At 44.6% G+C, this 24,603-nt stretch carries 20 protein-coding genes, 1 pseudogene and 1 riboswitch; of the genes and pseudogenes, 5 read left to right on the top strand and 16 right to left on the bottom strand.

Going from position 1 to position 24,603, the window contains the following annotated elements; all coding sequences use genetic code 11:
* Window positions 1-52 precede the first annotated feature (52 nt).
* The 5 genes from ACTNEW_RS14215 to ACTNEW_RS14235 form a co-directional block, all read right to left on the bottom strand.
* Entirely contained in the window at window positions 53-1,606 is a 1,554-nt protein-coding gene (locus tag ACTNEW_RS14215) for an ABC transporter substrate-binding protein (protein ID WP_441062171.1), read from the bottom strand.
* Complete coding sequence (gene nikC / locus ACTNEW_RS14220) at window positions 1,603-2,499, bottom strand: nickel transporter permease (protein WP_441062173.1); 897 nt, start codon at window positions 2,497-2,499, stop codon at window positions 1,603-1,605. Before nikC ends, ACTNEW_RS14215 begins: the two co-directional genes overlap by 4 nt.
* Window positions 2,496-3,440 (bottom strand): nickel ABC transporter permease, encoded by a 945-nt coding sequence (gene nikB, locus ACTNEW_RS14225; RefSeq protein WP_441062175.1) that lies wholly within the window; start codon window positions 3,438-3,440, stop codon window positions 2,496-2,498. The genes nikC and nikB overlap by 4 nt, the downstream gene beginning before the upstream one ends.
* A gap of 264 nt (window positions 3,441-3,704) precedes the next feature.
* Window positions 3,705-4,628: a LysR family transcriptional regulator gene (locus ACTNEW_RS14230; protein WP_441062177.1), complete on the bottom strand. Its 924-nt coding sequence runs from the start codon at window positions 4,626-4,628 to the stop codon at window positions 3,705-3,707.
* A 75-nt stretch (window positions 4,629-4,703) separates the two neighbouring features.
* On the bottom strand, window positions 4,704-5,639 hold the full coding sequence (locus tag ACTNEW_RS14235; RefSeq protein ID WP_441062179.1) for a DnaJ domain-containing protein: 936 nt from the start codon (window positions 5,637-5,639) through the stop codon (window positions 4,704-4,706).
* A gap of 213 nt (window positions 5,640-5,852) precedes the next feature.
* A riboswitch (cobalamin riboswitch) is annotated at window positions 5,853-6,022 on the top strand.
* A gap of 153 nt (window positions 6,023-6,175) precedes the next feature.
* On the opposite strand from ACTNEW_RS14235, the gene ACTNEW_RS14240 reads away from it, so the two are divergent.
* The 5 genes and pseudogenes from ACTNEW_RS14240 (at window position 6,176) to ACTNEW_RS14260 (ending at window position 9,678) form a co-directional block, all read left to right on the top strand.
* Window positions 6,176-6,922, top strand: coding sequence for an energy-coupling factor ABC transporter permease (locus ACTNEW_RS14240; RefSeq protein WP_441062181.1), 747 nt, complete (start codon window positions 6,176-6,178; stop codon window positions 6,920-6,922).
* A gap of 1 nt (window position 6,923) precedes the next feature.
* The gene (locus ACTNEW_RS14245; RefSeq protein WP_441062183.1) at window positions 6,924-7,244 is read left to right on the top strand and encodes an energy-coupling factor ABC transporter substrate-binding protein; all 321 of its coding nucleotides are present in this window, start codon (window positions 6,924-6,926) and stop codon (window positions 7,242-7,244) included.
* Window positions 7,241-8,017: a cobalt ECF transporter T component CbiQ gene (cbiQ, locus tag ACTNEW_RS14250; RefSeq protein ID WP_441062185.1), complete on the top strand. Its 777-nt coding sequence runs from the start codon at window positions 7,241-7,243 to the stop codon at window positions 8,015-8,017. The genes ACTNEW_RS14245 and cbiQ overlap by 4 nt, the downstream gene beginning before the upstream one ends.
* Window positions 8,014-8,622: pseudogene (locus tag ACTNEW_RS14255) on the top strand (energy-coupling factor ABC transporter ATP-binding protein); the annotation flags it as partial. The gene cbiQ and the pseudogene ACTNEW_RS14255, both read left to right, overlap by 4 nt.
* 270 nt (window positions 8,623-8,892) lie before the next feature.
* Entirely contained in the window at window positions 8,893-9,678 is a 786-nt protein-coding gene (locus ACTNEW_RS14260) for a sirohydrochlorin cobaltochelatase (protein WP_441062211.1), read from the top strand.
* A gap of 255 nt (window positions 9,679-9,933) precedes the next feature.
* On the opposite strand, the gene ACTNEW_RS14265 is transcribed toward ACTNEW_RS14260, so the two are convergent.
* The 11 genes from ACTNEW_RS14265 to gloA2 form a co-directional block, all read right to left on the bottom strand.
* Entirely contained in the window at window positions 9,934-12,411 is a 2,478-nt protein-coding gene (locus ACTNEW_RS14265; RefSeq protein WP_441062187.1) for a methyltransferase domain-containing protein, read from the bottom strand.
* Window positions 12,412-12,713: 302 nt separating this feature from the next.
* Window positions 12,714-14,189, bottom strand: a complete 1,476-nt coding sequence (locus tag ACTNEW_RS14270) for a C40 family peptidase (protein WP_441062189.1) — start codon at window positions 14,187-14,189, stop codon at window positions 12,714-12,716.
* Between the two features lie 338 nt (window positions 14,190-14,527).
* The gene (locus ACTNEW_RS14275; RefSeq protein ID WP_441062191.1) at window positions 14,528-16,213 is read right to left on the bottom strand and encodes an N-acetylmuramoyl-L-alanine amidase family protein; all 1,686 of its coding nucleotides are present in this window, start codon (window positions 16,211-16,213) and stop codon (window positions 14,528-14,530) included.
* Between the two features lie 254 nt (window positions 16,214-16,467).
* A complete protein-coding gene (locus ACTNEW_RS14280; RefSeq protein ID WP_441062195.1) occupies window positions 16,468-17,454 on the bottom strand; it encodes a diaminopimelate dehydrogenase in 987 nt (328 codons plus the stop codon).
* Window positions 17,455-17,768: 314 nt separating this feature from the next.
* Window positions 17,769-18,395, bottom strand: coding sequence for a J domain-containing protein (locus ACTNEW_RS14285; RefSeq protein ID WP_441062197.1), 627 nt, complete (start codon window positions 18,393-18,395; stop codon window positions 17,769-17,771).
* The gene (locus ACTNEW_RS14290) at window positions 18,379-19,233 is read right to left on the bottom strand and encodes a DUF5685 family protein (RefSeq protein ID WP_441062199.1); all 855 of its coding nucleotides are present in this window, start codon (window positions 19,231-19,233) and stop codon (window positions 18,379-18,381) included. The genes ACTNEW_RS14285 and ACTNEW_RS14290 overlap by 17 nt, the downstream gene beginning before the upstream one ends.
* Window positions 19,234-19,264: 31 nt before the next feature.
* Entirely contained in the window at window positions 19,265-19,675 is a 411-nt protein-coding gene (locus tag ACTNEW_RS14295; protein ID WP_441062201.1) for a hypothetical protein, read from the bottom strand.
* A 140-nt stretch (window positions 19,676-19,815) separates the two neighbouring features.
* On the bottom strand, window positions 19,816-20,322 hold the full coding sequence (locus ACTNEW_RS14300) for a flavin reductase family protein (RefSeq protein WP_441062212.1): 507 nt from the start codon (window positions 20,320-20,322) through the stop codon (window positions 19,816-19,818).
* Between the two features lie 140 nt (window positions 20,323-20,462).
* Window positions 20,463-21,665, bottom strand: a complete 1,203-nt coding sequence (locus ACTNEW_RS14305; protein WP_441062202.1) for a class I SAM-dependent rRNA methyltransferase — start codon at window positions 21,663-21,665, stop codon at window positions 20,463-20,465.
* Between the two features lie 232 nt (window positions 21,666-21,897).
* A complete protein-coding gene (locus ACTNEW_RS14310; protein WP_441062204.1) occupies window positions 21,898-23,547 on the bottom strand; it encodes a DUF1002 domain-containing protein in 1,650 nt (549 codons plus the stop codon).
* A gap of 372 nt (window positions 23,548-23,919) precedes the next feature.
* Window positions 23,920-24,300 carry an SMU1112c/YaeR family gloxylase I-like metalloprotein gene (gene gloA2 / locus ACTNEW_RS14315; protein WP_441062205.1) on the bottom strand — a complete coding sequence of 127 codons (381 nt, stop codon included), beginning with the start codon at window positions 24,298-24,300 and terminating at the stop codon, window positions 23,920-23,922.
* Window positions 24,301-24,603 lie beyond the last annotated feature (303 nt).

Genomic DNA, 24,603 nt, shown 5'->3' on the forward strand with positions numbered 1-24,603 from the left:
TCAGCCCCGTCCTGTTTTCACACAGGCCGGAGCTGTATTCGCCAAATCATGGTTATTCCACATTCAATTCTGCTGTAATTTCGTAATAATCACATGGATGAGCCGCCATACCAGTCACATTGGATTTCGTCACAATTCCCATATTCAGATGAGATACAAAGAACATGGCACTTTCATCCAGAATTGCCTGCTGCATCTGTACAGCCAGTTCTCCTCTCTTCTTCTGGTCAAACTCCTGATGAAGCTGCGCAAACAGAGTTTCTACTTTCTCAATCTTATGATGGGAGCGGTTTTTAGCAGAATTCTCCAGACATGTGCTTGCAAAAAAGTATTCCGGATCTCCGGTTGGAGCCGTAGTCAGAGAACTGACATACACATCATAAGCCCCTGTTTCCAATACACTCAGATGATCCTGTGTACAGTTTACATCCACATCGATACCGATTTCTTTCAGTGTCGCCTGCGCATATTCTGCCAGCTTCGGCTGTTCCAGACGCCCGGGATACGTCAGCCAGCGGATCGTCAGCTTCTGACCGTTTTTATCCAGATATCCGTCATCATCCGAATCTGACCATCCGGCTTCCTCAAGAAGCGCTCTGGCTCCTTCCGGATCATATTCCGGTGCTGTCACTGCTTCACCTCCATAACTGAAGCCATCGGGAAATGCCGCTTTTGCCGGAATTCCCCGTCCTTCCATCAGAACCGCGCAGAATCCTTCTTTATCAATTCCCATACACACTGCTTTACGTACCGCTTCCTCCTGCATGATCTCAGACTCATAATTAAACTGTCCGAAAAAGCACCGGCTTGTAGCACAGGAATGAATGGTATAATCCGGGTTATTTTCAAATAACGCATAACTGTCATAGGAAAGCCCGTAAGTTCCCTGTATATCGCCTGTCTGAAGAGCCGCTGCAAGAGAGCTGGCATCACTGAAGGTTTTGACGGTCACTTCGTCCACATTTCCTGTTTCACCCCAGTAATTTTCGTTCTTCACAAGATCGATCTGCGTTTCTGTGACATTCACTGCAATGTATGGACCGGTTCCGGCTACATTGGCAGTTCCTGTGGTCGTTCCTTCCACTCCGTCCACACCATAATCCATATCAATAATCGCGCCATAGGGATCGCCCAGATAATTGATAATTGCCGGACATGGCTCCGTTGTATAAATCGTAACCGTCATTCCGTCTGCATCAATATGATCGATTTTCATATCGGACGGTGCCCTGTCATGGACAGCAAGAAGATGATCCAGACATTCTTTCACTGCCTCTGCATCCATGGTACGTCCGCTGGAAAACTGCACCCCGTCCCGGAGCGTGATCTTTACCGTTGTATCATCCACAAATTCATAGTCTGTTGCCAGCCACGGTTCAATCTCCATATTGTCATTATATCGAAAAAGAGTTTCCCCTACTCCATAGCGCAGGGTACTCCATCCGGAGTAATTATTATGCGGATTCAGCCCTTCATCTCCCATTTCCACACCATAACCGGTGGTTCCGTAAACAAAGGATTTCTCACCCTCTGCCAGAACCGCAGACGCTGTCATGGAAACAGTCATCACACACGCAAGACATGCTGCAAGAATTTTCTTTTTCATCGTTTGTTTTCTCCCTTTCTTTTATTCGCTGTTTTATTGTTTCTCTGCTTTGGGTCCATGTAATCACGAATGGTATCACCAAGCAGGTTAAAAATCATAACGGTAATAAAAATTGCACCTCCGGGGGCAAGGACCATCCATGGCGCTGTCTGAAGCATCACACGTCCATCACTGATCATACTTCCCCATTCCGCCATCGGCGGCCTGACTCCCAGTCCCAGAAATGAAAGTCCGGCAAGTTCCATAATCATGGTACCGATATCCAGTACCGACGTAACCAGAATCGGTCCCGCAATATTGGGAAGGATATGTCTGAGCAGGAGTTTCAAAGTGCTGCTTCCGGCAAGCCTGGCTGCCATCAGATAATCCGATTCTTTCTGTGCAAGTGTCAGACTTCTGGCAAGCCGTGCAAATTTCGGCCAGCTGATCACGCCCAGCGCAATCATTGCATTCTGTACGCCTCCGCCCAGAACTCCGGCAACCGCCAGTGCAAATACCAGACCGGGAAAAGCCAGAAAAATATCCGAAATACGCATCAGAAGCGAATCCACTTTTCCGCCAAACCATCCGCAGATCATCCCCACAGCAGTTCCCGCCACAGTAATAATGGCAACCAGAAGAAGGGCTGCATAAATACTGGCAGTACTTCCGATGATCACCCGCGAGAGCATATCACGCCCATAGCGGTCTGTCCCCAGCGGATGAGAAATACCGGGAGGCTGCTGTGCTTCCAGCAGATTCTGCGCATAGGGATCATAGGGACAAAGACGTTCAGCAAACGCGGCAATCATCAGAAGCAGCACCGCCAGCGCAAGAAAAAACAGTAATTTCCCCCTGATATGGTTCTTTCTGACTTTCTGCCTGCGAATCGTCACTTTTTTCTCTTCACTCATGCGCTTTCACCTCTCAGCCGTACACGGGGATCCAGATAATGATAAATCATATCTGTCACCAGATTCACCAGTACATAAATGATCGCCATCCATGCAACATATGCCTGGATCACAGGATAGTCCCGCATATTTATGGCATCTACCGCCATCTTTCCAACGCCGTCCCACATAAAAATATTTTCTACAATGGCAGTTCCACCCAGCAGATTTCCAATAGAAAGCGCAAGAAGTGTAATAATCGTCAGCATGGATGACTTCATTACACTTTTCCAGATAATCACACTTCCCCTGACTCCTCTTGCCCTGGCTCCGGTCACATAATCCTTGTCCAGTTCTTCCAGAACCGTTGCCCTGATCTGCCTGGTATATTTGGAAACCATAGAAACCGCCAAGGTCAGTGTCGGAAGAATCAGGCTCTTTGCCATATCATCGGTCGTGACCACAGGAAGCAGATTCCAGCGAACTGACAAAAAATACATCAGTACAAGCGCGGCAAAAAAATTCGGCATGGAATTTCCGATAAAGCTGAAAAACCGGATCAGATAATCTATCCATTTGTTCTGTCTCACGGCTGACAGAATCCCAAGCGGCAGCGCAATCAGTACCGTCAGGAGAATAGACGAAACCGTGAGCAGCAGCGTAGCCGGAAGTTTTGAAATAAAAATGTCAAAAACATCTCTGTGGGATACGTAACTTTCTCCCATATCTCCTGTCAGCATACCACCAAGCCATTTCATATACTGCACCAGGAATGGCTGATCCAGTCCGTATTCTGCTTTTGTTTCATCAATAATCTCCTGCGAAACAGCCGCTCCGGCGTTTTCATACATATAGGTCACTGCATCTCCGCCTGCCAGTCTCATCATGGCAAAAGACAGAAAGGTAATCCCAAGCAAAACCGGAATCAGCTGCAGCAATCTTTTGAACAAATATTTCCCCATAATTATCCTCTGTATTTCTTTCCCCATGCACCCGTCATTTCCTGTTACGGTTTGCTCTGCTCACAGGAACGATTTCTTTTTCATACACATGGAGTGCTATCTCCTCTAATTGTTTATATTTTAACAGTAAAGAAAAAGCACCACAACCCCTCTATGGGGTTATCGTGCCATTCCATTTTGGCATGGATATCCATTCCATTTTTCACAATTATAAAAGAGCGCATTCTGAATCAGTTTTCAAAATCACAAACAAGAAATATCTGCCTATTTGTTTTCCCCATCTTGCAATCTTTCCTTCAGAAATGCAAGAAATATTTCTGCCCAGTTGGACAATTCCTCATTCTGCCTCTTCACACAGCCGAACAATACCTGATTTTCGTTACCGGGCAGCAGAACATCCTTTGTATATTTTCTCCAGGGTTTCCCGGAAAGATATCCTCCGCTGATGTTTACCAGATCACTTACTTGAAGAATTCTTTCCATAATATAATCACTGTTGGTCGTGATCACCGTTTCCGCATCTGCAGCAGATTTTTTGTCCTGATCCAGAATATCCCAGTAATTATCCGGAGAAAATTCGTCAGGGAAGCGCTGGATCAGTTTCATTCCGTCAAAAACTTCCCGGCCTCCTTCTTCTCTGCGGCAGGAATGTCCGGCTCCCGGATACAGCATAATATCTGTTGTTTTCAGAATTTCGAATTCCAGATAATTTCTGCCAAGAAAATACTGAAAAGCTGCAAGCTGGTTTTTCATTATATAGACAAACCCCATAGCATCCATCCGCTCCCTGACACGATCCACGATTTCCCGGCAGCTTGCAGAATAAATCTGATAATGGATGTCTTCTTTCTGATGCATCTGATAAAATTTCACAAACATATCCGCAAACCAGGAACTGGGATTACAGGAAACAGAAAGCACTTCGGTTTCTTTTTGTTCCTGAAAGGATTCGATCTTCTCCAGATTTTCAAGCACTGTCTTCGCATACTGATAGACATGTTCGCCTTCTCTGGTCAGACGGATTCCTCTGGTATACCGCTCAAACAAGCGGATTCCCAGAGAATCCTCCATGGATTTGATTACTTTACTCACACTGGACTGTGTCGTATACAATGCTTCCGCAGCTTTGCTGAAGGATTCCGTCCTGGCACATTCCTCAAAATATTTCAGTTGTTTTATATCAATCATTTGTTCTACTGCCTCATGTATCTGCTTTTTTCATCACCATTCGCTGCGCTGTATCTTTGTTAACCACCGCTTTGCTTACCGTATCCCGTCTTCCGCCTCCATTGCATCACGCAGTTTCAGCATGGCAGAAAGCTGAGGTATCGTCAATTCTACAGGGATCCGAATATGAAGCGACACATACAGATCTCCCCGTCCGCCCATCTTCTTCGGCCGGATCAGTCCCTGATTCACCAGTCTGAGTTTCTTTTCCGGTGTGGTTCCTGCAGGAATCTCAAAAAGAACTTCTCCATCGAGAACAGGAATTTTGACAGTTCCGCCAAGTACCAGTGTATGATAATCCACTGTGCAGTCCATATACAGGTGATACCCCTGCCGGATAATTCCCGGCTTGTCACGCAGCAGCACAACGATTACAAACAGTTTATTGGGATTTCTTATTTTCTGTTCCTCAAGGAATTCACTGCCGCTGCACAGAATATCCTCCAGAATGAAAAACTGATGATCATAGGAGCCTTCCGGAATCTTTACCTGAAGTTTCCAGTTTTTTTCTGTATATTTCAGCCTGGATGTCTGATCCTGATTCGGAATCTGTTCTGTGTAGTAGGCATCTTTGACCACCGTCTGCAAAGTTTCCTCCAGTTCCAGCCATACGGCAATTCTTACAGACTGAGGAGGCGGTCCTTCTTCCTCGGAAGGTTTGCGGCCCTGCGCACATGCCCCGCAGTGTCCCTCTTTCGCCTGACTTCCCTCTTCGTCTTCATGTACGGACGAATGCTGCGCATAATAACTCTTCCGATAAGTTTCATGTCCGTAATAATGATACATTTTTCTTTTTTCCGGATCTGACAATACTGCATAAGCTTCCTGTATTTCCTGAAAACGCTCCTTATCTTCCTCTGCTCCAGAAGAAGAATCCGGATGATATTTCTTTGCAAGTTTTCGGTAGGCAGCTTTGATCTCAGCCTGCGAAGCATCTCTTCCCACGCCCAGTATATCATAATAACTCTTCATGCAATTCCTCCTTTTCCCTGATGAATTACACCAATGCACATCAGATGCAGCCGTTCCAGTCTGTTGTTTCCCCTGCGGGTATTTGCTTTACCTATACAATACCACAAAATCCATAGTTTTTTAATAGGATTTTTACTTTTTACAGCAGAGAATTTGTTGATTTCATTTATGGAAGAGAATTGACAAAACATCAAAATATGTTACTATTAATGAAGAAAAATAAACGTACAGGGAACTGCAAAAGGGAAGTAAGTGAAATGCTTACACGGTCACGCCGCTGTATGGGAAGAGCCGCAGTCTGCAATGCCACTGGAATCATCCGGGAAGGCTGACTGCAGCATGGATGCCCGAGTCAGAAAACCTGCCCTGTATACAGAATTTACACAGGTTACGAACGATGGCCTTGTGTGAGAACAGATTGGCTTATGATATCTTTCTTCTGAATCATATTCACAAATTCCGTATCTGTTCTTTTAGCAGCCTGTCGGGATCCAGAACCCTGCAGGCATTTTTTTTGCCATCAGAAGGGAGTTTCTATGAATAAACGTCAAAAACAACTGCTGATTGTTCTGTGCATCCTGTCCCTCTCTTTCGGAATCGTCCGGACAGCTAACGCCATGCACATTATGGAAGGTTATCTTCCGGCAGGATACTGCATCGCATGGGGCACATTATGCATCCCGTTTCTTTTTGCAGGATTTCTTTCCATCAAAAAAACATTGGATGAACACCGGAATCTGATCACTCTGCTTGCTATGTCCGGTGCCTTCATCTTTGTGATTTCCTCACTGAAGATTCCTTCTGTGACAGGAAGCTGCTCACATATGACAGGAACCGGGCTTGGTGCGATTCTTTTCGGACCTTCCGCTGTTTCCATCCTTGGGCTGATCGTATTGCTGTTCCAGGCAATCCTTTTGGCTCACGGCGGACTGACCACCATCGGTGCCAACACGTTTTCCATGGCTATTGCAGGTCCTTTTGTCTCCTACGGCATTTATCTTCTCTGCAAAAAAGCGCGGCTCAACCGGAAAGTAACGGTCTTTCTTGCTGCAGCCATCGGGGATCTTTTCACCTATTGCATCACCGCTTTCCAGCTGGCTCTTGCACACAACACAGATACTACCTTTGGTGCTGCCCTGGGCAAATTTATGCTTGTTTTTGCACCTACCCAGATTCCTCTTGCAGTGATCGAAGGAATCATTACCATGGTAATTGTTATGGGACTGGAATCCTATGCCAGACCGGAGCTTCGGGCTGTCGGATATTTTAAGGAGAATCAATAATATGAAAAGAACTGTTTTCATTGCTGTCATTGCTGTTTTTCTGATTGCACTTGTTCCTTTATTTGTATTAAAAGATGCCGATTTCGGCGGTTCGGACGATGCCGGCAGCACGGTTGTAGAAGAAGTCGATTCTTCCTATGAACCATGGGCTGCCCCTGTTCTGGAAAAGCTTCTGGGAAGAGAACTTCCGGGGGAAGTGGAAAGTCTCTTCTTCTGCATCCAGACGGGAATCGGTGTTGGAATCATTGCCTTTTTCATGGGGCGCTTTGTAGAACGGAAGAAATGGATGAAAAATGATAATCCGAATGGGAGCGAATCATGATCACAATCGATAAACTCTGCTACCGTTCCGGTCTCCGGTATGAAAATGCCGGAGAAAAATTTGCTTTCTCCATAGCCACACTCTGTATCTGTGTTGCCAGCCGTTCTATTGCAGTAGCCTGTATCGTACTGCCGGTTATGGGAATTCTTACCGTCTGGAAGGGAAGCGTTCCCTTTTCCAGATACCTTCACTATATGACCGTACCTCTGGCATTTATGCTGCTCAGTACAGCCGCTGTCATGTTCCATATCCGGCAAAGCCCCATGGATCTGTTTGCAGTTCCTCTTGGCAGCTGGTATTTCACCACAAATATGCATTCCCTGCTTTATGGCATTCAGCTGATTCTTACAGCTCTGGCTTCCGTTTCCTGTCTGTACTTTCTTTCTTTTACCACACCAATGCCTGACATTCTGGAAGTCTTAAGGAAACTCCACTGTCCGAAACTTCTGATTGAACTGATGCTTCTGATCTACCGTTTCATCTTTGTTCTGCTTGACACAGCTTCTGCACTCACTACTTCACAGAACTGCCGTCTCGGAAACAGGGACTACAAAACATCCATCCGGTCTTTCGGAATGCTGGGTTCTGCACTGATGATCCGGGCAGTACAGCGCTCCAATAAATTGTATGATGCCATGGAAGCCAGATGTTATGACGGAACGATCCGTGTTCTGTCAGAAAGCCGTCCGCCCAGAAAAAAAATCGTTGCGGCAATTATCTTATTTGACACGGCTTTGTTTTTATTTGCCCTATGGAGGAAATTTTTTATATGAACACACACGACGACGTTATCCTGAAAGCAGAAAATCTGTATTTTTCCTATGATGACGATGCATCCCATTCTCTCAACGGACTTTCCCTGGAGATCCGCCGCAAAAAGAAAATTGCTTTTATGGGTGCCAACGGAAGCGGAAAATCCACTTTTTTCCTCTGCTGCACCGGTATCTGCCGCCCGCAGTCAGGAAAACTTTATTACAAAGGAAAAGAATACTCCTATTCCAAAAAAGATCTTCTGGAATTGCGAAGTAAAATCGGAATCGTTTTTCAGGATCCTGACAATCAGCTTTTTTCTGCCAGTGTTTATCAGGAGATTTCTTTCGGTATCCTGAACCTCGGCGTGCCACAGGAACAGGCCCGACAGGAAGTGGAAGAAGTCATCGATACGCTGGAGATCACACCCTTCCGGCACAAGCCTACTCATGCCTTAAGCGGCGGTCAGAAAAAACAGGTTTCCATTGCGGATATCCTGGTGATGCATCCGGATATCATTATTCTGGACGAGCCTTCTGCTGCACTGGATCCCAGACATACCACCATGGTAAATCAGATTGTCAATCGGATGACTGAACAGGGAATTACTGTGATGATGGCCACCCATGATGTCAATTACGCTTATGAATGGGCTGACGAAGTGGTACTGTTTCACGAGGGAAAAGTTCTGATACACGGAACACCGGAGCAGGTATTTTCCAACCGCGCCGCACTGAAACAGACGAATCTGGAGCCGCCGGTGGTTCTGGAGCTTTTCGAAAGTCTCTGCCAGAAACAGATTCTGAAAACCTCACTTCCGCTCCCCAGAAATTTAAAAACACTGGAAAAATATATTTCCGATATTCATCTAAACCCATGTTACGGAGGAAAAAATACCATGTCAACAAACGCCAAAAAGGCCATTCTGGCAGTCAGTTTCGGGACAAGCCATGAGGATACAAGAAAGGTAACCATTGATGCCATTGAACAGGATATTCAGGCTGCATTTCCGGATTATGCACTCTACCGTGCATGGACCAGTAAAATGATCATCCGCAAACTGAAAAGCCGGGATAATATTCATGTGAATACTGTCAAAGAAGCCATGGAACAGATGCGCGCAGACGGAATCACCGACATTCTGATCCAGCCTACCCACGTGATCAATGGTATCGAAAATGATCTGATGAAAGAAGATGCTCTCGCCTATCGCGATGATTTCCATTCCATTTCATTTGGGGATCCTCTGCTTACTACAGAACAGGACAGTCTTGACGTAATCCGTGCAGTTGCAGAAGAATTTTCAGATCTGAAGTCAGACGAAGCACTGGTTCTTATGGGACACGGAACCACGCATTATGCCAACGCGATTTATGCAGCACTGGATTATACCTTTAAAGACAAAGGATATCCCAATATTTTTCTTGGAACCGTAGAGGCCTATCCTTCTATGGAAACTCTGATGAAAATGGTTCGAAACTATCAGCCAAAGAAAGTGATTCTTGCTCCTTTCATGATCGTGGCAGGAGACCACGCAAAGAATGATATGGCTGGAGATGATCCACAGTCCTGGTACAGCCAGTTCAAAGCAGCCGGTTTTTCCACAGAAACAGTCATCAAGGGTCTTGGCGAATATCCGGGAATCCGCAAAATATTTGTAGATCATCTCAGAGCAATTCAATGATTGGAAAGAATCCTGCTCTGCAGGATTCTTTCCAGGGGTGGATCGCTTTAGAGCGTGTTTGAAAATTCATTCCACTCCGCCGCAGTGCGATCCTGCCCGGAGGGCTTTTTTTGTTCCCAGGGAAATCCGATGTATTAAAGTGTGTTTAAAAATTGCTTTCTGACAGATATACGTCACAATTTCCAGCAAAGCAGGGCTTGCAGATGGCGGTAATAAATTTTCAACCACACTCCAGACTACAGAAAAACCTCCTGCTTACGCATGAGGTTTTTCTGCACAGATCCGAAACATGGGCGTCGGATTGTAAAACTCGTCTTTCTCCAGATAAATTCTCGAACTGATTCCAAGATCGATATCAAATTTTTCTATTTTCATTTTGCCCAGGGTTTCCAGATCCCAGGCCGGACGGCTGTAGGAACTGATTGGAAGCTGTCTCTTAATTTCCTCACATTCCCGCATCATCTCATCCCCGACCGTATGATGAGCATGGGTCTCAGGAAGACCGGTGGTATCTGCAAAATCACTGAGTCCATAATTTGCATCAAAATTCAGGAGGATTCCACCCTTTTTCAATACCCGGAACCATTCCCGGTAAGCCTGCGCAGCATCCGGCAGTGTCCACGTCAGATTTCTGGAAATCACCACATCAAATGTTTCCTCTGGAAATGCCAGATGCTCGGCGTCCATCTCACGAAATTCACAGGATATCCCCTCCTCCATGGCAAGTTTTCTGGAGTTTTCCACCATTTCCGGAGTCAGGTCTGTTCCTGTAACCTCATATCCCTGTTTTGCCAGAAGAATCGTAAAAAATCCGGTTCCGCATCCCACGTCAAGAATCTTCAGAGGGCCTTCCTGGCTTCTGGAATGCACTTTACAAAGCTGCCCCTGGATTTCCTCAAGCCACCGTTTTGCCATGGCACTGTGAAGCTCCTGACGGCGCTGAGAAAGAAAGCTCTCACTGCGTTTTCCCCAGTATTTCACGATTCTTTCTTTCCGCTCGTCCCGTTCCCGGACAATCCTTCCATAAGCAACCATCGGACCATCTTCCAGCACCTGAAGGGAACCGGTCTGATAAAGAATCACGCCATCATATTCTGCCGTACTGATTTCCAGCACATTCCCCTCATAATCACGTACTTCTCCAAGAAGTTCCCCCCTGCGGACAATATCACCGGCCTTTTTATACGGATACCAAAGACCTCCCTGAGACGCATCCTGATAACGCACATCTGCCACATCCAGTGGATAATACGTGCGGTAGTCTTTCATTCCCTGATAAATTCCCAGGTGACAGAGAATATTGCGTACATCACGTCTGGTAGAACGCGACTCCTCACTGTTCCAGTCTCCCATTCCGCCCCGTTCGATCAGAATACTGGGAATCCCCACAGAGGCAGCATAATTATAGGCACCCCCGGATTCCACATTGGATTTTACCATGTAGGGAACATCTACCTGTTCCGCCATCTGCCGGGACATCGCTGTCACCTCCGGTGATGCTTTTCCCGCATAATATACATAAGGAGTCAGCTCCTCATAATCATCTCCGCTGTGCAGATCAATACAGTAATCTGCCGAAGGATACAATTCCTGAACCATCGCATACGCCAGACGTTCCATCTCTGTTCCATCTGCTCTGCCCGGAAATACACGGTTCAGATTCTTATGGTCACTTTTTCCCATACTTCCGGTTCTTGCCTCAAAAGCAGGGCGGTTCACCACTTTGACCAGAATGACCGTTCCTGTTACCTTTTCTGTTTTCAATTTCTGAGACAGTTCGATTGCAGACTGAATTCCCACATATTCCCCGGCATGAACACCTGCCATGATCAGGGCGGTTTTTCCCGGTTTCTTTCCATGAAGAATCGTTGCCGGCAGCTGGAATTCTCCATTTCCGAGTTTCAGAAAACCGCTGACCCGCTCTCCGGGAGTCGCTTCCATCCCGCACAGACGGAAAATACCATTCGTTTTTCTGCCTTTCAATAAAAATACAGGTGTGGAAGAGTTATTCACAATTTCTTCCTCTGTCCAGACTTCTTTCCACACATTTCTGTCACAATCCACCTCATTAAAACCGGCCTCACTCATGGCTTTCAGATCCCACTCCGGCCTTTTCAGACGGCTTAACGGGACCTGTCGGGCAATTTCCTCCATTTTCTCATTATCCGTGCCGCCATAATAATCTTCAAACTGCTCGTCTGCCACTTTCCGGCGGTCTGCCTCATAAGCCTCTCTCTTCTGTTCATCAAACAGATGTCCATACCAGTCCGCATCAAAATTCAATAAAATTCCATCTTTTTTCAGTACACGGTACCATTTCTGATAGGCCCTGGCCGGATCCGGCAGATTCCAGGTAACATTACGCGTCACAACCGCGTCAAAATGTTCCGCATCCAGCTTCAGATTCTGTGCATCGCCCACCATCCAGCAAATGCTTTCTGCCAGTTCTCCTGCATTCTGACGGGCTTCTTTCAGCATTTCTTCGGTATAGTCCACAGCAGTCACCTGATATCCTGCTTCTGCAAGCAGAATGGCAAAAAATCCTGGGCCGGTTCCAACATCCAGTATCCTGATATCTGCCGGCTCTTTTCCCGGGAAATTTTCCGTAAGAAGTGCAAGGAGCTTCGTTTTCCACATGGAACGTCTGGCATCCCCCATTTCCTGCTGATTATATTCTGAATAACCAGACGCACGTCTGGTCCAGTACTCATGGATTTCTTCTTTTAAATTCATTTCGTCTTCTCCGTTCAGTCAAAATCATTCAGGCTGTTCCCTGCCTGATATGCTCCTGTTTCACAGCCAATTATAAAAACCTTCCCCTCTTCATACAAGCCCCCCGGGGGGATAAAATCACGAAAGGATTCTGTTTTTGCAGGATTCACCTCCTGCTGCGGATTGCTTCATCCATGTATTTCCTTTCCGCTGCAGTACAATTCCTGAGGACTTTTTAATATCATGCAAATCACTTTCCTATGATACTAAAAAGGAGCCACCCGCTATGGATAGCTCCTGAAAATTTTATCATATGACTCTTATTATACAAGACGTCTTACAGAAAGAATGGTTCTGTAGGTAGCATCATTGCTGATCTTAATTCCGTCTACGGAATTGGATGCATGAACAATCTGTCCGTTACCCATGTAAATAGCAACATGTCCGCCATAACAGATCAGGTCACCAGGCTGTGCATCTGCATAAGAAACTTCATAACCGGCATTCTGCTGCTCATAAGAAGTTCTCGGCAGGCTTACCCCAAAGTTTGCATATACACTCTGTACAAAACCGGAACAGTCAGCACCGTTGGTAAGGCTTGTGCCGCCCCATACATATGGATTACCAACAAACTGTGTCGCATAATCTACTACAGAAGAACCAGATCCGGATCCGCTGCTGGTGTAGGAAGATGCATCTACAGTATTCGCAGTGTCAATTACGTTACCATATTCGTCGGTATCATAGCTCTCGGAACTGCTGGATCCGTTGTCTGAGGAATCAGAGCTTCCAGACTCGGAAGAAATCGTATTTCCCAGAAGATAATTGGCATCACGTACATCTCCGTCAATATCATATACCGTAATTCCATTTGCTGCTGCATATGCAAGATCTACAGGATCGCCGTCTTCATCATAAAATGTTTCAGCTTCATAATCACTCTGTGCTTCTGTCTCATCGGACTCTGCCGCAGCTGCAGCCGCTGCTTCTGCCTCAGCCTGTGCTCTTGCAGCTTCCTCAGCAGCAATTCTCTCTGCCTCGGCTTCTGCTCTCTCGACTTCCAGACGTTCAATCTCTGCCTGATATTCTACGATCAGATTGGAATACTCTGTAGCCATCTGCTGTGCGTAAGCAATTTCATCTGCGCAATTTGCAGATTCTGCCTGTTTCTGATCAATCATGTTCTGCAGGTTTACAGATTCTGCTTCGTATTCCTGCTTCATAGCTTCCAGTTCTGCCTTCTCCTGTGTATATCTGTCACTGAGCTGCTGAACCTGCTCAATGGTATTCGCATATTTCTCAAGGCTTTCTCTGTCGTAATCATACATCTTCTGTGTATATTCAGCCTTGGTCAGAAGATCTGACAGGTTGTCTGCGTTCATCATCATCTGGAACCATGCATCACTGCCGCCTTTTTCGTAAAGGTACTGGATACGCTGTTTCATAGCCTCGTACTGTTTATCACGTGCCTTCTCAGCTTTGGCCAGATCCTCCTTGGTCTGAGCAATGTCTGCTTCTTTATTGGAAATGTCACCTTCCAGAGTCTGAATGGAAACCATCACGTTTACAAGGTTCGCATCCAGAGTCGCAATCTCACTCTCAAGCTGTGATTTCGCATAATATAAATTATCAATCTGAGCATAAGTAGCATCAAGCTGTGCGCTGGCATCCTGGAGCTGTGAGTAGGTCCATGCCTGATCTTCCATGATCTCCTCTTCTCCTCTGGCCGCACTGACGCTTACAATCTGTGCTGCGCTCATCATAAATGCTAATGTCAAACATACAACTCTTTTTTTCATGTTTATCACCCTCATAATTTCGTGTTTATTATGTAACATTTTCGAAATATTCTTTTCAAGTTCTTTTACATATTAACACATGATTACAAAGAATGCAAGCATAAATCTTTAAAAGTTTAATATTTTGTAACATTTATGTTATTCTTCGTTTTTATATCCGTTTTTCAAGTATATAACACCGGCTTATACCAACAGATCTGTTAAATATTTGAGCGTATTAAAAATTGCTTTCCAACTAATGCACGTCACAATTCGATACAACGCAGCTTTCAAACGCGCTCTGAATTATCCATAATAACAAAGAGGATTGCCAATATTCCTGACAATCCTCTTATGTATTAATTTCCACTGAACAGATCACGAAGAATCTGGTCTGCTGTCATATTGGTATATCCATTCGGATCTGCCAGTGTACTTCTGTTCCACCGGAAGTAATTACCGTTACGAATATAATTACCGCTGGATGGATGATAATCATATTTGGTATATCCCGAGAATTTAGACATATACTGTTTGGCAAGTGTGATCGCCTGACTGGAGTAATTACCGCTCGGAGTCGGTGTACCGGAAATCTGGCATCCTGCCTGCGGAGTAGAATGAACAATTACAACACTCTTATCCGAACACTGTCCAAGAACAATCCAGGTATGTCCGCTGTTATATCCCACATCACCCGGCTGAAGTTTCCATCCGCTGCTGGATAACGTAGACTGTGTCAGTGTGGTTCCCCATCCAAGCGATTTATAATAAGAACCTACTTCACCTGATACAACCGTATATCCGCTTCCGACACCGGACTTCGTCTGCATAACCTGATATGCAGACCATCCTACAAAACCGGAACAGTCAAGTCCCTTCGCCCTGTTTGCAGTACTCAGATCACGATAATTGTTGAAATCATAACTGCTGGTCTGGCTGTTATACCACTCCTGCCAGGTCGGGCTCACACCCTTCCTTGTGGAATCATTCCAGCCGCCGCCCCATACATACAGGGCACGTCCTACCGGCTGAAGAGCACCTAAAAGATAATTCTTGATGGTTCTTGCAGAGGACGGCTGTGTGATGTTTCCACCGGTATTGGTGTTTACAATCATGATTCCATCACTTCCGAAGGTATATTCCTTTCCATCAATTGTTTTATCACCTGTTGCCATCTTGCCATCTGTTCCGAAATAACGTTTATTGCCCTTGCTGTCCGTCAGCCAGCCCGTTGCCATGACTCCGCTGCCTGAAAAGAAGTAATAAGTCGCACCGCTTAACGTCTTAAATCCTGTTGCCATCACGCAGGTGGAAGAATCAAAATAACGTTTATTTCCCTTGCTGTCTTTCAGCCAGCCGGTCGCCGCAGCTCCGGAACCGCTGTAGAAATAATATTTCTTGCCGCTTAAGGTCAGCCAGCCGGTCTTCACAACTCCGGCAGAATCAAAATAGTACTTCTTGCCTCTTAAAGTCATCCAACCGGTCTTCGCTGCACCGGTGCTTGTATTGAAATAATACTTCTTCTTACTTATCGTTGCCCAGCCAGTAGTCATAGCGCCGGTCGATTTATTAAAATAGCGTTTCTGTTTTTTGCTGTCTTTCAGCCAGCCGGTCGCTGCTACGCCGGACTTGCTGTATAAATAATATTTCTTTCCGCTCAGAGTCAGCCAGCCGGTTTTCATAACTCCGGTTGTTTTATCAAAATAACGTCTCTGTCCCTTACTGTTCGCCAGCCAGCCGGTCACCATAACGCCTGCCTTGCTGGTGAAATAATACTTTCTTCCCTTACTGTCTGTCAGCCAGCCTTTCTGCTGAACACCGGTTTTGGTATTAAAATAATATTTCTTTCCCTTTAAGGTCAGCCAGCCTTTTTGTTTAGTCCCGTCTGACCTGATGTAGTATGTTTTTCCGTTAATCGTTTGGAATCCGGTCTTGGTTGCCGCCTGTACATTCTTAGAGGAAACAGCGGTGGCAGCTCCTGCCACACAAAGAACCATCAGCAGCAGTATCCCCCAGTTTCTAAGCTTCTTACCTACGTTCCGCATACATACCTTCCTTTTCATTTTTGGTTTCATGAGTACAGCAGCCAGTTTCTCCCAACAGAAACGGCTGCCGGCAATTACAATTTAAAGTTATTTTTTACAATCCTGTTACAACTTTATGACCACATTATATATCAATTGCTATTCTCCGTCAACAGTAAAGTCTTATTTCTGCAATAAAAAAAGGATGATTATGCAAACAGCATCTTCATCCTTTCAAAATTCTATTTATTTTTTTGTAACATTTTACCAATGAATTACAACAGATGTTTTCTCAGTTCTGCTCCGTCAAGGGCGCTTAAATATGCCGGAGCCACGTCAAATACAGTCTTGCATCCCTTCTGGCCTTCCTGACTCATCTTATAGGCAGCTCTTGCATAAGCTACGATCACAGAAGAAGTGAACTCCGGATTGGAATCCAGCTTCAGACTGTACTCGATCACATGACTGTTCTCATCGTTCCAGCCAGTCTTACCGGTACGAATGACAAAACCGCCGTGAGGAATTCCGCTGTGATCACGTTTCAGCTCTTCTTCTGAGATAAAGTGAACCGTTGTATCATATTCATCAAAATAGTTCGGCATGGTTTTGATCTCCTGCTCGATACGTGCCAGATCTGCGCCTTCCTCCGCAACCACAAAACACTCTCTGGTATGTTTCTCACGGGTTGTCAGCTCCGGATTCTCTCCTCTTCTCACAGACTCAAGAGCGGATTCCACAGGAATGGTGTACTGTTTGCCGTCTTTTACGCCTTCAATACGGCGGATAGCATCCGAATGTCCCTGGCTGACACCTTTGCCCCAGAATGTGTAATCTTTGCCGTTGGTCAGAATGGCATTTGCATACATACGGTTGAGGGAGAACATTCCCGGATCCCAGCCGACAGAAATAATTCCCACATGACCGCTTTCAGAAGCTGCCTTATCCACATTTGCAAAGTGCTGCGGAATTTTGGCATGGGTATCAAAGCTGTCCACAACGTTAAACCACTGTGCAAATTTCGGGGTCTGTACCGGAAGATCTGTTGCGCTTCCTCCGCACATAATCATAACATCAATCTGATCTTTCATGTTTTCTGCTTCATCAACATGGCAGACCTTTGCAGTTTCTGTAAGAATTTTCACCGTTTCCGGTGCACGGCGGGTAAAAACAGCAACCAGTTCCAGATCCGGATTATGCTTGATTGCACACTCGATTCCACGTCCAAGATTGCCGTATCCCATAATACCAATACGAATACTCATTATCATTTCCTCCTGTTTCTTCTGTCTGATATAACCTTTCTGTATCTGCCGCTTTGCCGTTATGCAGTCTTAAACAAATACAGCCTTTATTATCTTATTATTTTCGGAGAAAAATGTCAATTCTTCCTAATAAAAAATGCCCTATATTCTTTCTTTTTTAGCATTCTTCTTATAAACTCTAGACAGAATTCATAATTAATTCTGCACACTATACAAACATTAATCGGTTATATGCTCCTTATTGTCCGCATATAACCGATTTTATTGTACAATTATTTATATTTGCTCGTTTACAGTTATATTTTTACAGACAATCAGATACAAAAAAATCCTCCGCCCGGACAGCAAAGATTGCATGCCATATTCGCCAGGCACAGCTTCATGCAGAAATCACCGCCCTGTGACGGCATACCGCCAAAAGGACTCTGCATTTCCTGATACCAGGTTCCGCCGCCCTCCATTCTCTGAAGAAGCATCCGATACTGGGAATTGTTCGGTTCCAGGCGTACTGCTTCCCTGATATCATTCAGTGCTTTTACATTATTTCCAATCCCCATATTTGCCATTGCAGAAAGATAATACCACTGTCCGTTTCGCTGACCCAGCGAGGAAAGTACATTCAGCGCTTCCTGATAATAACCGCTCTGCACATAGTTGGCTGCGGCCTGCCTGCGCATCGCTTCTTCATCCTGATAAGTACTGCTGTTCTGTGCACCGCCGAAGCCGCCATAGTTTCCTGCTCCTGTACCGAATTCCCGCTCCTTCATAATCTGATCATAGGCCTGCTGGATTTCTTTAAATTTCTCCTCAGCCTGTGCTTTATTGGGATTGTTGATATTGGCATCCGGGTGGTATTTTCTGCTCAGCCGCCTGTATGCTTTTTTGATTTCTTCATCAGTGGCATCTCTGGATACCCCCAGTATGCTATATGGATCTAACATGATTTTTCTCCTGTTCTTCCCTGCGTTTCACGGACACCGCCTGAAAACGGCTCCATACGCCGGAGTATAAAATGTTACGCAGAATATCTGCATATCTTATAATAGGAAGCTTCTCAAATTCCCGACATGCCTCTGACAGCATCATGAGCAAAAGCTGACGCACATGTTCCTCAAACCCTTCCATTATATATTCTTCTGAAAATGGATTGTAATTTCCAGTTTCTGCATCTTTTTCCACGTCATCATAGGCATCCAGCAGGTAGATAAATTTTCCAAGATAAAATCCCATTCTGCGAAGAACCGGCTCCCAGTTATCCTTTCTGTACACAAAGATTTCTTCCATAATCCTGCCAAAACATCCGGACATCCGGTCGATATCTTTTTCACCGGCTTTTTCCCATTCAGAAAGCTGTTTCAGAAGAGACAGGATTTTCTGTGACTTTTCAAAATAAGCAGTTTCCGCCTTTTTATCACCTTTTTCCAGGAATTTTGCATAGATCAACCTGAGAATCTTTTTTTCATCCGCCCAGTCATCCATACATTTATAATAGGTAAGAAGCAGATTCATATCAGCCGCATACTCAGTAATCTCGTTCTTTCTTACCACCTGTTTCATTACCGGATGAACAATACATCTTGTTGTTCCCTTTTTCACAGGCGGCTCATACAGTCCACTGAGGAGCAAAATCACAAAAGTCATATCGTAATTCAGACTGATCTGCCCTGCAATCCCATATTTTTCACGGAGTTCCCGACACAAGCCGCAGTAATAGGAACGGTAAAGATCAAAGTCTTTTACCTTCATCTCCGGCTTATTTACCACTACGTAACCGAACATATTCCCTCCACTCAGATACGATTTCCTGTCCTCAGCTGTTTTTTACAAACTTTGTGTGACATTTCGGGCAGTCAATTTCAATTTTTCCCTTGCCTCTTGGTACACGGATCTTCTGACCGCATCCCGGACATGTGTAGATGTGGTGTGTTTTTCTCTGCTGCATCATATTTTTTTCACGCTGAAATCGTCTGCGCAGTTTTTCTGTCATCTGCAGATATTTCTGATTCTCCTGATAGCGTTTTGACAGATCCTTTGACAAAATTCTGTAATATGTGTAAATAATCGCCAAAAGTCCAAGTGTGTCCAGCAGCGAACCGATCAGGCTCCCGCTTCCTGCAAAAATCGCCAGAATGATCGATACGAATGCCACACCCATAGTAAATCTGGACAATTGGTCTACTCCATTACGTCCCTGCATGAATCTGATAAACTTTTCTCTCATGAAATTCCTTCTTTCTCTTTCAATACTGTTTCTGTTCGCTACAGTATAGAGCATGTTTGAAAATTGCTTTCCCGAAAACTGAGGCGTGCAGATGGCAGGAATGAATTTTCAAACACGCGCTCTTGCTGCAAGAAGAATTTTTATTCTTTCACCAGTACTTTCTGTACTTCTGCGATATACATGGTATGATAGTCTTTTTCCGGATACCATTTCGTGTCATTTTCTGTCGCAATAAAACATTCCGGCTTAATCGTATCATGATACATCTTTTTGCATACCATGATCATATCAGCCTCTGCAATTCCCTCTGTTCCATCTACGGAATATGGGGTCAGACCAGCTTCTTTGATCTTGTCAATTCCCTTTCCGGAAACAGTACCGCAATAATTTAATGCCTTTCTGTACTCAGATCCAAGTACAGAAAGGGTAAACAACTCTTCCTGATCTACAAATTCCTTGGTATATCTCTGCGGACGAATGTATACGGTTACCGCATTTTTGCCCCACATAACACCCATGGCACCCCAGCTTGCCGTCATGGTATTACATTTCTCCTCTGTACCTGCTGTGATCAGAAGCCATTCCTTCCCGATCTTGGTAAACGGATTAAAACTCAGTTCTTCTACTTTTACTTCACGAAAACTCATCATGATTCCTCTCTTTCTTACACTTGTTTATTTTTCTGTTTTACTGACTTACAATATAGAAACACCGTATGAGCCGGTTATCTCAGTTTCAAATCAACGATTCTCTTCACTTTCCTGTAGATTCCGATTTTCCGGTTCTTTCATCGTTCACTGCATACCTGAAAAATATAAAACTTCAAATAATAGGATTCTTCATTCGCCCAGAGAATCGGGTGATCCGGTGCCTGTGTTCTGTATTCCACCTGACGGAGACGCTTATGCACATTTCGTGCAGCCTGTCCGATGGTCTGGGTAAACAATTCATATGTCATAAAATGCGAACAGGAACAGGTAGCCAGAAATCCTCCGTCTTTCACGAGTTTCATCGCTCTGAGATTAATCTCGCGGTATCCTTTTACCGCATTTTTTACAGAACTTCTGGATTTCGTAAAGGCAGGAGGATCCAGAATTACCACATCAAACTTCTCTCCCCTCTCCTCCAGCTCCGGAAGAAGTTCAAATACATCCTCGCAGATAAATTTTACTCTGTCATCCATACCATTCAGCTTTGCATTTGCAGTCGCCTGATCCACAGCCAGCTGAGAAGCATCCACACCAAGTACACTTTCTGCTCCGGCAATCCCCGCATTCAGCGCAAAAGAACCGGTATGGGTAAAGCAGTCCAATACTTTCGCATTTCTGCACAGTTTCTGAATCGCAAGGCGGTTATATTTCTGATCCAGGAAAAATCCGGTTTTCTGACCATCTTTTACATCCACCTGATATTTCACGCCATTCTCTATAATCTCCACAAGTGTAGGAAATTCCGGACCAATAAAACCTTTCTGCAGTTCCATGCCCTCCTGGCGTCGAACCTTCGCGTCACTTCGTTCATAAACCCCACGGACCTGGATTCCATCTTCCAAAAGAACTTTTTTCAGAAGATCTACGATCATTTCTTTCCAGCGGTCAATTCCAAGAGCCAGAGACTGCACTACAAGCACATCGGAAAATTTATCAACGACAAGTCCGGGAAGAAAATCGGCTTCTCCGAAAATCACCCTGCAGCTGCTGGTATCTACTACTTTCTTTCTGTACTCCCATGCGTCGCGCACACGTTTTTCAAAGAAATCACTATCGATTTCCTGATGTTCTTCTCTCGTAAGCAGACGCACGGTAATTCTGGAATTGGTATTGATATATCCTCTTCCCAGCGGATATCCGTCAAAATCCCTGATCAGAACAATATCACCGTTCACAAAACTTCCCATAATGCTTGCAATTTCATTATCAAAAATCCACATTCCGCCGGATTTCAGAAGTCGTCCTTCTCCTTTTTTCAGTGTCACCACTGCCAAACTCATGTTTATCCCTCCAGGTCTTTACAATATTACTACATTTTATCACAGAATACATACGATTTCCAGTGCTTACCGTTTCCGTCGCATCTAAATCACAAAAAATTCACAGGAAAGTTACCTGCCCATAGTTTTTTATACTACAGGAAAAATAGTTTTTATACTACAGGAAAATGCATAGAGCATCCTATAACGCAAAAAAGGACTATGCACCACACATAGTCCTTTTTTGCAAATTTTATTCGTAAACTTCTTCTACCGCTTCTTCTGAGGTTTCTTCAGGCATTTCTCCTTCGGTCTCCACTACCTCATCATATGATTTTACGCTCTCTCCATAAAGGCTCTCAAAGAAAATCATCGTATCATCATAAAGCGTCTGTTTATCTTCTGCTGAAACACTGGCAAGAATATCTTCTGCACCCGATTCATCAACAGTCAGGCCAAAGATCTGCATCATCTTATTATTCAGCTGATTCAGCTGTGGTGTAATATAAAGATCTGCATCAGAAGGTACATAAGATGCTCCATTATCTAAAAGAATCTGCAGGTATTCTTTCAGAACTCTTTCTGTCAGTTTGGAACCTGTTTCATCCTCAAGTGCTACAATAGCAACTGCTCCGTCCATTGCTTCCTGAAGAGCTTCTGCATCGCCTTCGTATTCACCCTTACAGAATTTCTCTGCCCGGTCATAAAGAGTTCTGGAATCTGCATCAAGAGAATCAGGAGTCAGAGTCTCTTCACCACTCTCTGCAGTCATTTCATCGCCGGAAGATTCTGCAACTTCTAATGTATCTGTTCCCTCATCAACAGGAATCTCTTCACTCTCTCCATCCGTATCAGCGACTTCTTCTCCGCCATCGACAGATTCTTCTGTGTAATCCCAGTCATCTTCTGCTATTTCACCGGCACCGTCATCTGTTTCTTCTGTATAATCCCACTCTTCTTCTGCAGATGCACTCTGAGTTTCTTCTGCAAGAGAAGGATCTTCTGTAGAACCGGCAATGACATCATCACCAAGGATGCTTTCATCCAGATCTTCTACAATGCTGTCTCCATCACTGGCATCATCACCGCTGTCTTCCACAAACTCATCGCCATCATCTGTCACAGGTTCTCCGGAAACATTCTCTTCAACTGTTTCCAGGGTTTCTTTCATCTCTTCATAATCGTAATCCTGCTGTGCGATCTGCTCCAGAAGTTCTACGATCCGGTCAAGCTGTTCACTGCTTAAACTGGTGTTATTCTGTTCTGCAATGTTCACAACAATATTATAAATTTCATTGGCATCCTGCACATTGCCGGAAAGCACCTGCATCTTGGCTTCGTTGATCACACTTGTTGCATCGTCCTGTCCGACATCCTGTGCAACTTCACCGGTTACAACCATTTCCTGGGTAGCAAGATCTTTCTTAGTTTCATCCAGTTTCTCTCCGCTGGCTGTCTCATATGCCATCAGAATACCTGTCAGTGCTCCTGTACCGGATACTTCAAACGGGCAGGCAGCAACTACTTCACAGTTGGTAACACCGGACGTGGAAAGTGTGGTTGCGATCATATTGCAGGTTACCCAGTTAAGGTTCGCTGTACGAACTTTAATACCGCCGGACTGGGTCGGTTTTACATAAGCACAGCTGACAGTTCTGGTTCCGATCTGTTCAAGCGGAACATAGGCACTTAAATGATCACGTTCATCCTGATTGGTGATTGTAAGAACCTGCACCTGGCTGCTGTCAACCTTAAAATATCTCATCATGGTGTTCTTCTGATCATCTGTCAGGTCTGCACCGAGGGTTACTACTTTTACTGCATCTGCCATAGCTGGAACCGCATTGGATGCGATCAGGCAGATACTGCACACGATAGCACTGATGATTCCTCTTTTTTTCATAATCTTCATCCTCCATTCATTTTTCTTTTCCTGATTATCCGGCAGAGATGAGTTTCTGCCGTTATGATCAAATAGCCTCTGTTCTGCTCTGTTGAAATTCCTAACTTATTGAAATTCCTAATTTATTGGAGTTTCTTATTTGTTGGAATCTCTGCTCTGCTGTAGTTTCTTCTCTGTTGGAATTTCTGCTCTGCAGGAATTTCCGCTCTGCTGGAATTTCCGCTCTGCTGGAATTTCCGCTCTGCTGGAATTTCCGCTCTGCTGGATATTCTTCCTGTATACAGTGCGAACAGTGCCCGGATATGTGCTTATTATAACATACTTTTCCGCACATTTGTAATTTTCACTTAAATTTGCTGTATTTTTTTGTATTCATTCATGAATTTCCAGAGGCTGTCCATCCGGATCAAAAAAGAAGGTCATCTTTTTCTCTGTAAACTCGTCCAGACGCACCGGCTCTGTCTCAATTCCCAGTGCATTCAATTCTCTGACCGTATCATCCACACTTTCCACACGAAATGCCAGATGACGCAGTCCCAGCGCTTCCGGATAGCTTGGACGTTTCGGACGATCTTTAATGATAAATAATTCGATTTCACATCCGTCCAGCTGCAGATCGATCTTGTAATCCCTCCGTTCTTCCCGAAAGTTCTCCCTGATCACTTCAAATCCCAGCAGATCCACATAAAAATGTCTGGATGCTTCATAGTTGCTTCCAATGATTGCAATATGATGTACCTGCTTCAAGTTCATACGCGCTTCCCCTCCCTGTCTTTTCGTTTCTCTTCAAATTTCGAAACCATTGTGGTTTTTCAGTATACAGGTCTTCTCCCACAAAGTCAATTAAGAGAATCTAAATTGTTTCTGAATAAAATCGGGTATTTTCTCATATGAACAAACCGCTTTCATTTATTAATTAAAGGGGGCTTTTGTGAACTAAAGAAGGCTTTAGGTAATCACAGCGAGTTTTAATGAATTACAGTAGATCTTAGCTTTGCAGAAATCCGTGGGGATTTTTTGCGTTTTTGTGCTATGGATTTCTCCGGAACTTCCGTT

The organism is Blautia sp. HCP3S3_G3 (assembly GCF_052063365.1).
GTDB lineage: Bacteria > Bacillota > Clostridia > Lachnospirales > Lachnospiraceae > Blautia_A.

What these genes read in the sequence shown, in the direction of transcription:
- ACTNEW_RS14295 (WP_441062201.1), bottom strand. Translation starts at nt 19,675, where the DNA reads ATGAGAGAAAAGTTTATCAGATTCATGCAGGGACGTAATGGAGTAGAC.
- cbiQ (WP_441062185.1), top strand. Translation starts at nt 7,241, where the DNA reads ATGATCACAATCGATAAACTCTGCTACCGTTCCGGTCTCCGGTATGAA.
- ACTNEW_RS14285 (WP_441062197.1), bottom strand. Translation starts at nt 18,395, where the DNA reads ATGTTAGATCCATATAGCATACTGGGGGTATCCAGAGATGCCACTGAT.
- ACTNEW_RS14270 (WP_441062189.1), bottom strand. Translation starts at nt 14,189, where the DNA reads ATGAAAAAAAGAGTTGTATGTTTGACATTAGCATTTATGATGAGCGCA.
- nikC (WP_441062173.1), bottom strand. Translation starts at nt 2,499, where the DNA reads ATGAGTGAAGAGAAAAAAGTGACGATTCGCAGGCAGAAAGTCAGAAAG.
- ACTNEW_RS14245 (WP_441062183.1), top strand. Translation starts at nt 6,924, where the DNA reads ATGAAAAGAACTGTTTTCATTGCTGTCATTGCTGTTTTTCTGATTGCA.
- gloA2 (WP_441062205.1), bottom strand. Translation starts at nt 24,300, where the DNA reads ATGAACTTGAAGCAGGTACATCATATTGCAATCATTGGAAGCAACTAT.
- ACTNEW_RS14275 (WP_441062191.1), bottom strand. Translation starts at nt 16,213, where the DNA reads ATGCGGAACGTAGGTAAGAAGCTTAGAAACTGGGGGATACTGCTGCTG.
- ACTNEW_RS14300 (WP_441062212.1), bottom strand. Translation starts at nt 20,322, where the DNA reads ATGAGTTTTCGTGAAGTAAAAGTAGAAGAACTGAGTTTTAATCCGTTT.
- ACTNEW_RS14215 (WP_441062171.1), bottom strand. Translation starts at nt 1,606, where the DNA reads ATGAAAAAGAAAATTCTTGCAGCATGTCTTGCGTGTGTGATGACTGTT.
- ACTNEW_RS14230 (WP_441062177.1), bottom strand. Translation starts at nt 4,628, where the DNA reads ATGATTGATATAAAACAACTGAAATATTTTGAGGAATGTGCCAGGACG.
- ACTNEW_RS14265 (WP_441062187.1), bottom strand. Translation starts at nt 12,411, where the DNA reads ATGAATTTAAAAGAAGAAATCCATGAGTACTGGACCAGACGTGCGTCT.
- ACTNEW_RS14310 (WP_441062204.1), bottom strand. Translation starts at nt 23,547, where the DNA reads ATGAAAAAAAGAGGAATCATCAGTGCTATCGTGTGCAGTATCTGCCTG.
- ACTNEW_RS14305 (WP_441062202.1), bottom strand. Translation starts at nt 21,665, where the DNA reads ATGAGTTTGGCAGTGGTGACACTGAAAAAAGGAGAAGGACGACTTCTG.
- ACTNEW_RS14235 (WP_441062179.1), bottom strand. Translation starts at nt 5,639, where the DNA reads ATGAAGAGTTATTATGATATACTGGGCGTGGGAAGAGATGCTTCGCAG.
- ACTNEW_RS14290 (WP_441062199.1), bottom strand. Translation starts at nt 19,233, where the DNA reads ATGTTCGGTTACGTAGTGGTAAATAAGCCGGAGATGAAGGTAAAAGAC.
- ACTNEW_RS14260 (WP_441062211.1), top strand. Translation starts at nt 8,893, where the DNA reads ATGTCAACAAACGCCAAAAAGGCCATTCTGGCAGTCAGTTTCGGGACA.
- ACTNEW_RS14240 (WP_441062181.1), top strand. Translation starts at nt 6,176, where the DNA reads ATGAATAAACGTCAAAAACAACTGCTGATTGTTCTGTGCATCCTGTCC.
- ACTNEW_RS14280 (WP_441062195.1), bottom strand. Translation starts at nt 17,454, where the DNA reads ATGAGTATTCGTATTGGTATTATGGGATACGGCAATCTTGGACGTGGA.
- nikB (WP_441062175.1), bottom strand. Translation starts at nt 3,440, where the DNA reads ATGGGGAAATATTTGTTCAAAAGATTGCTGCAGCTGATTCCGGTTTTG.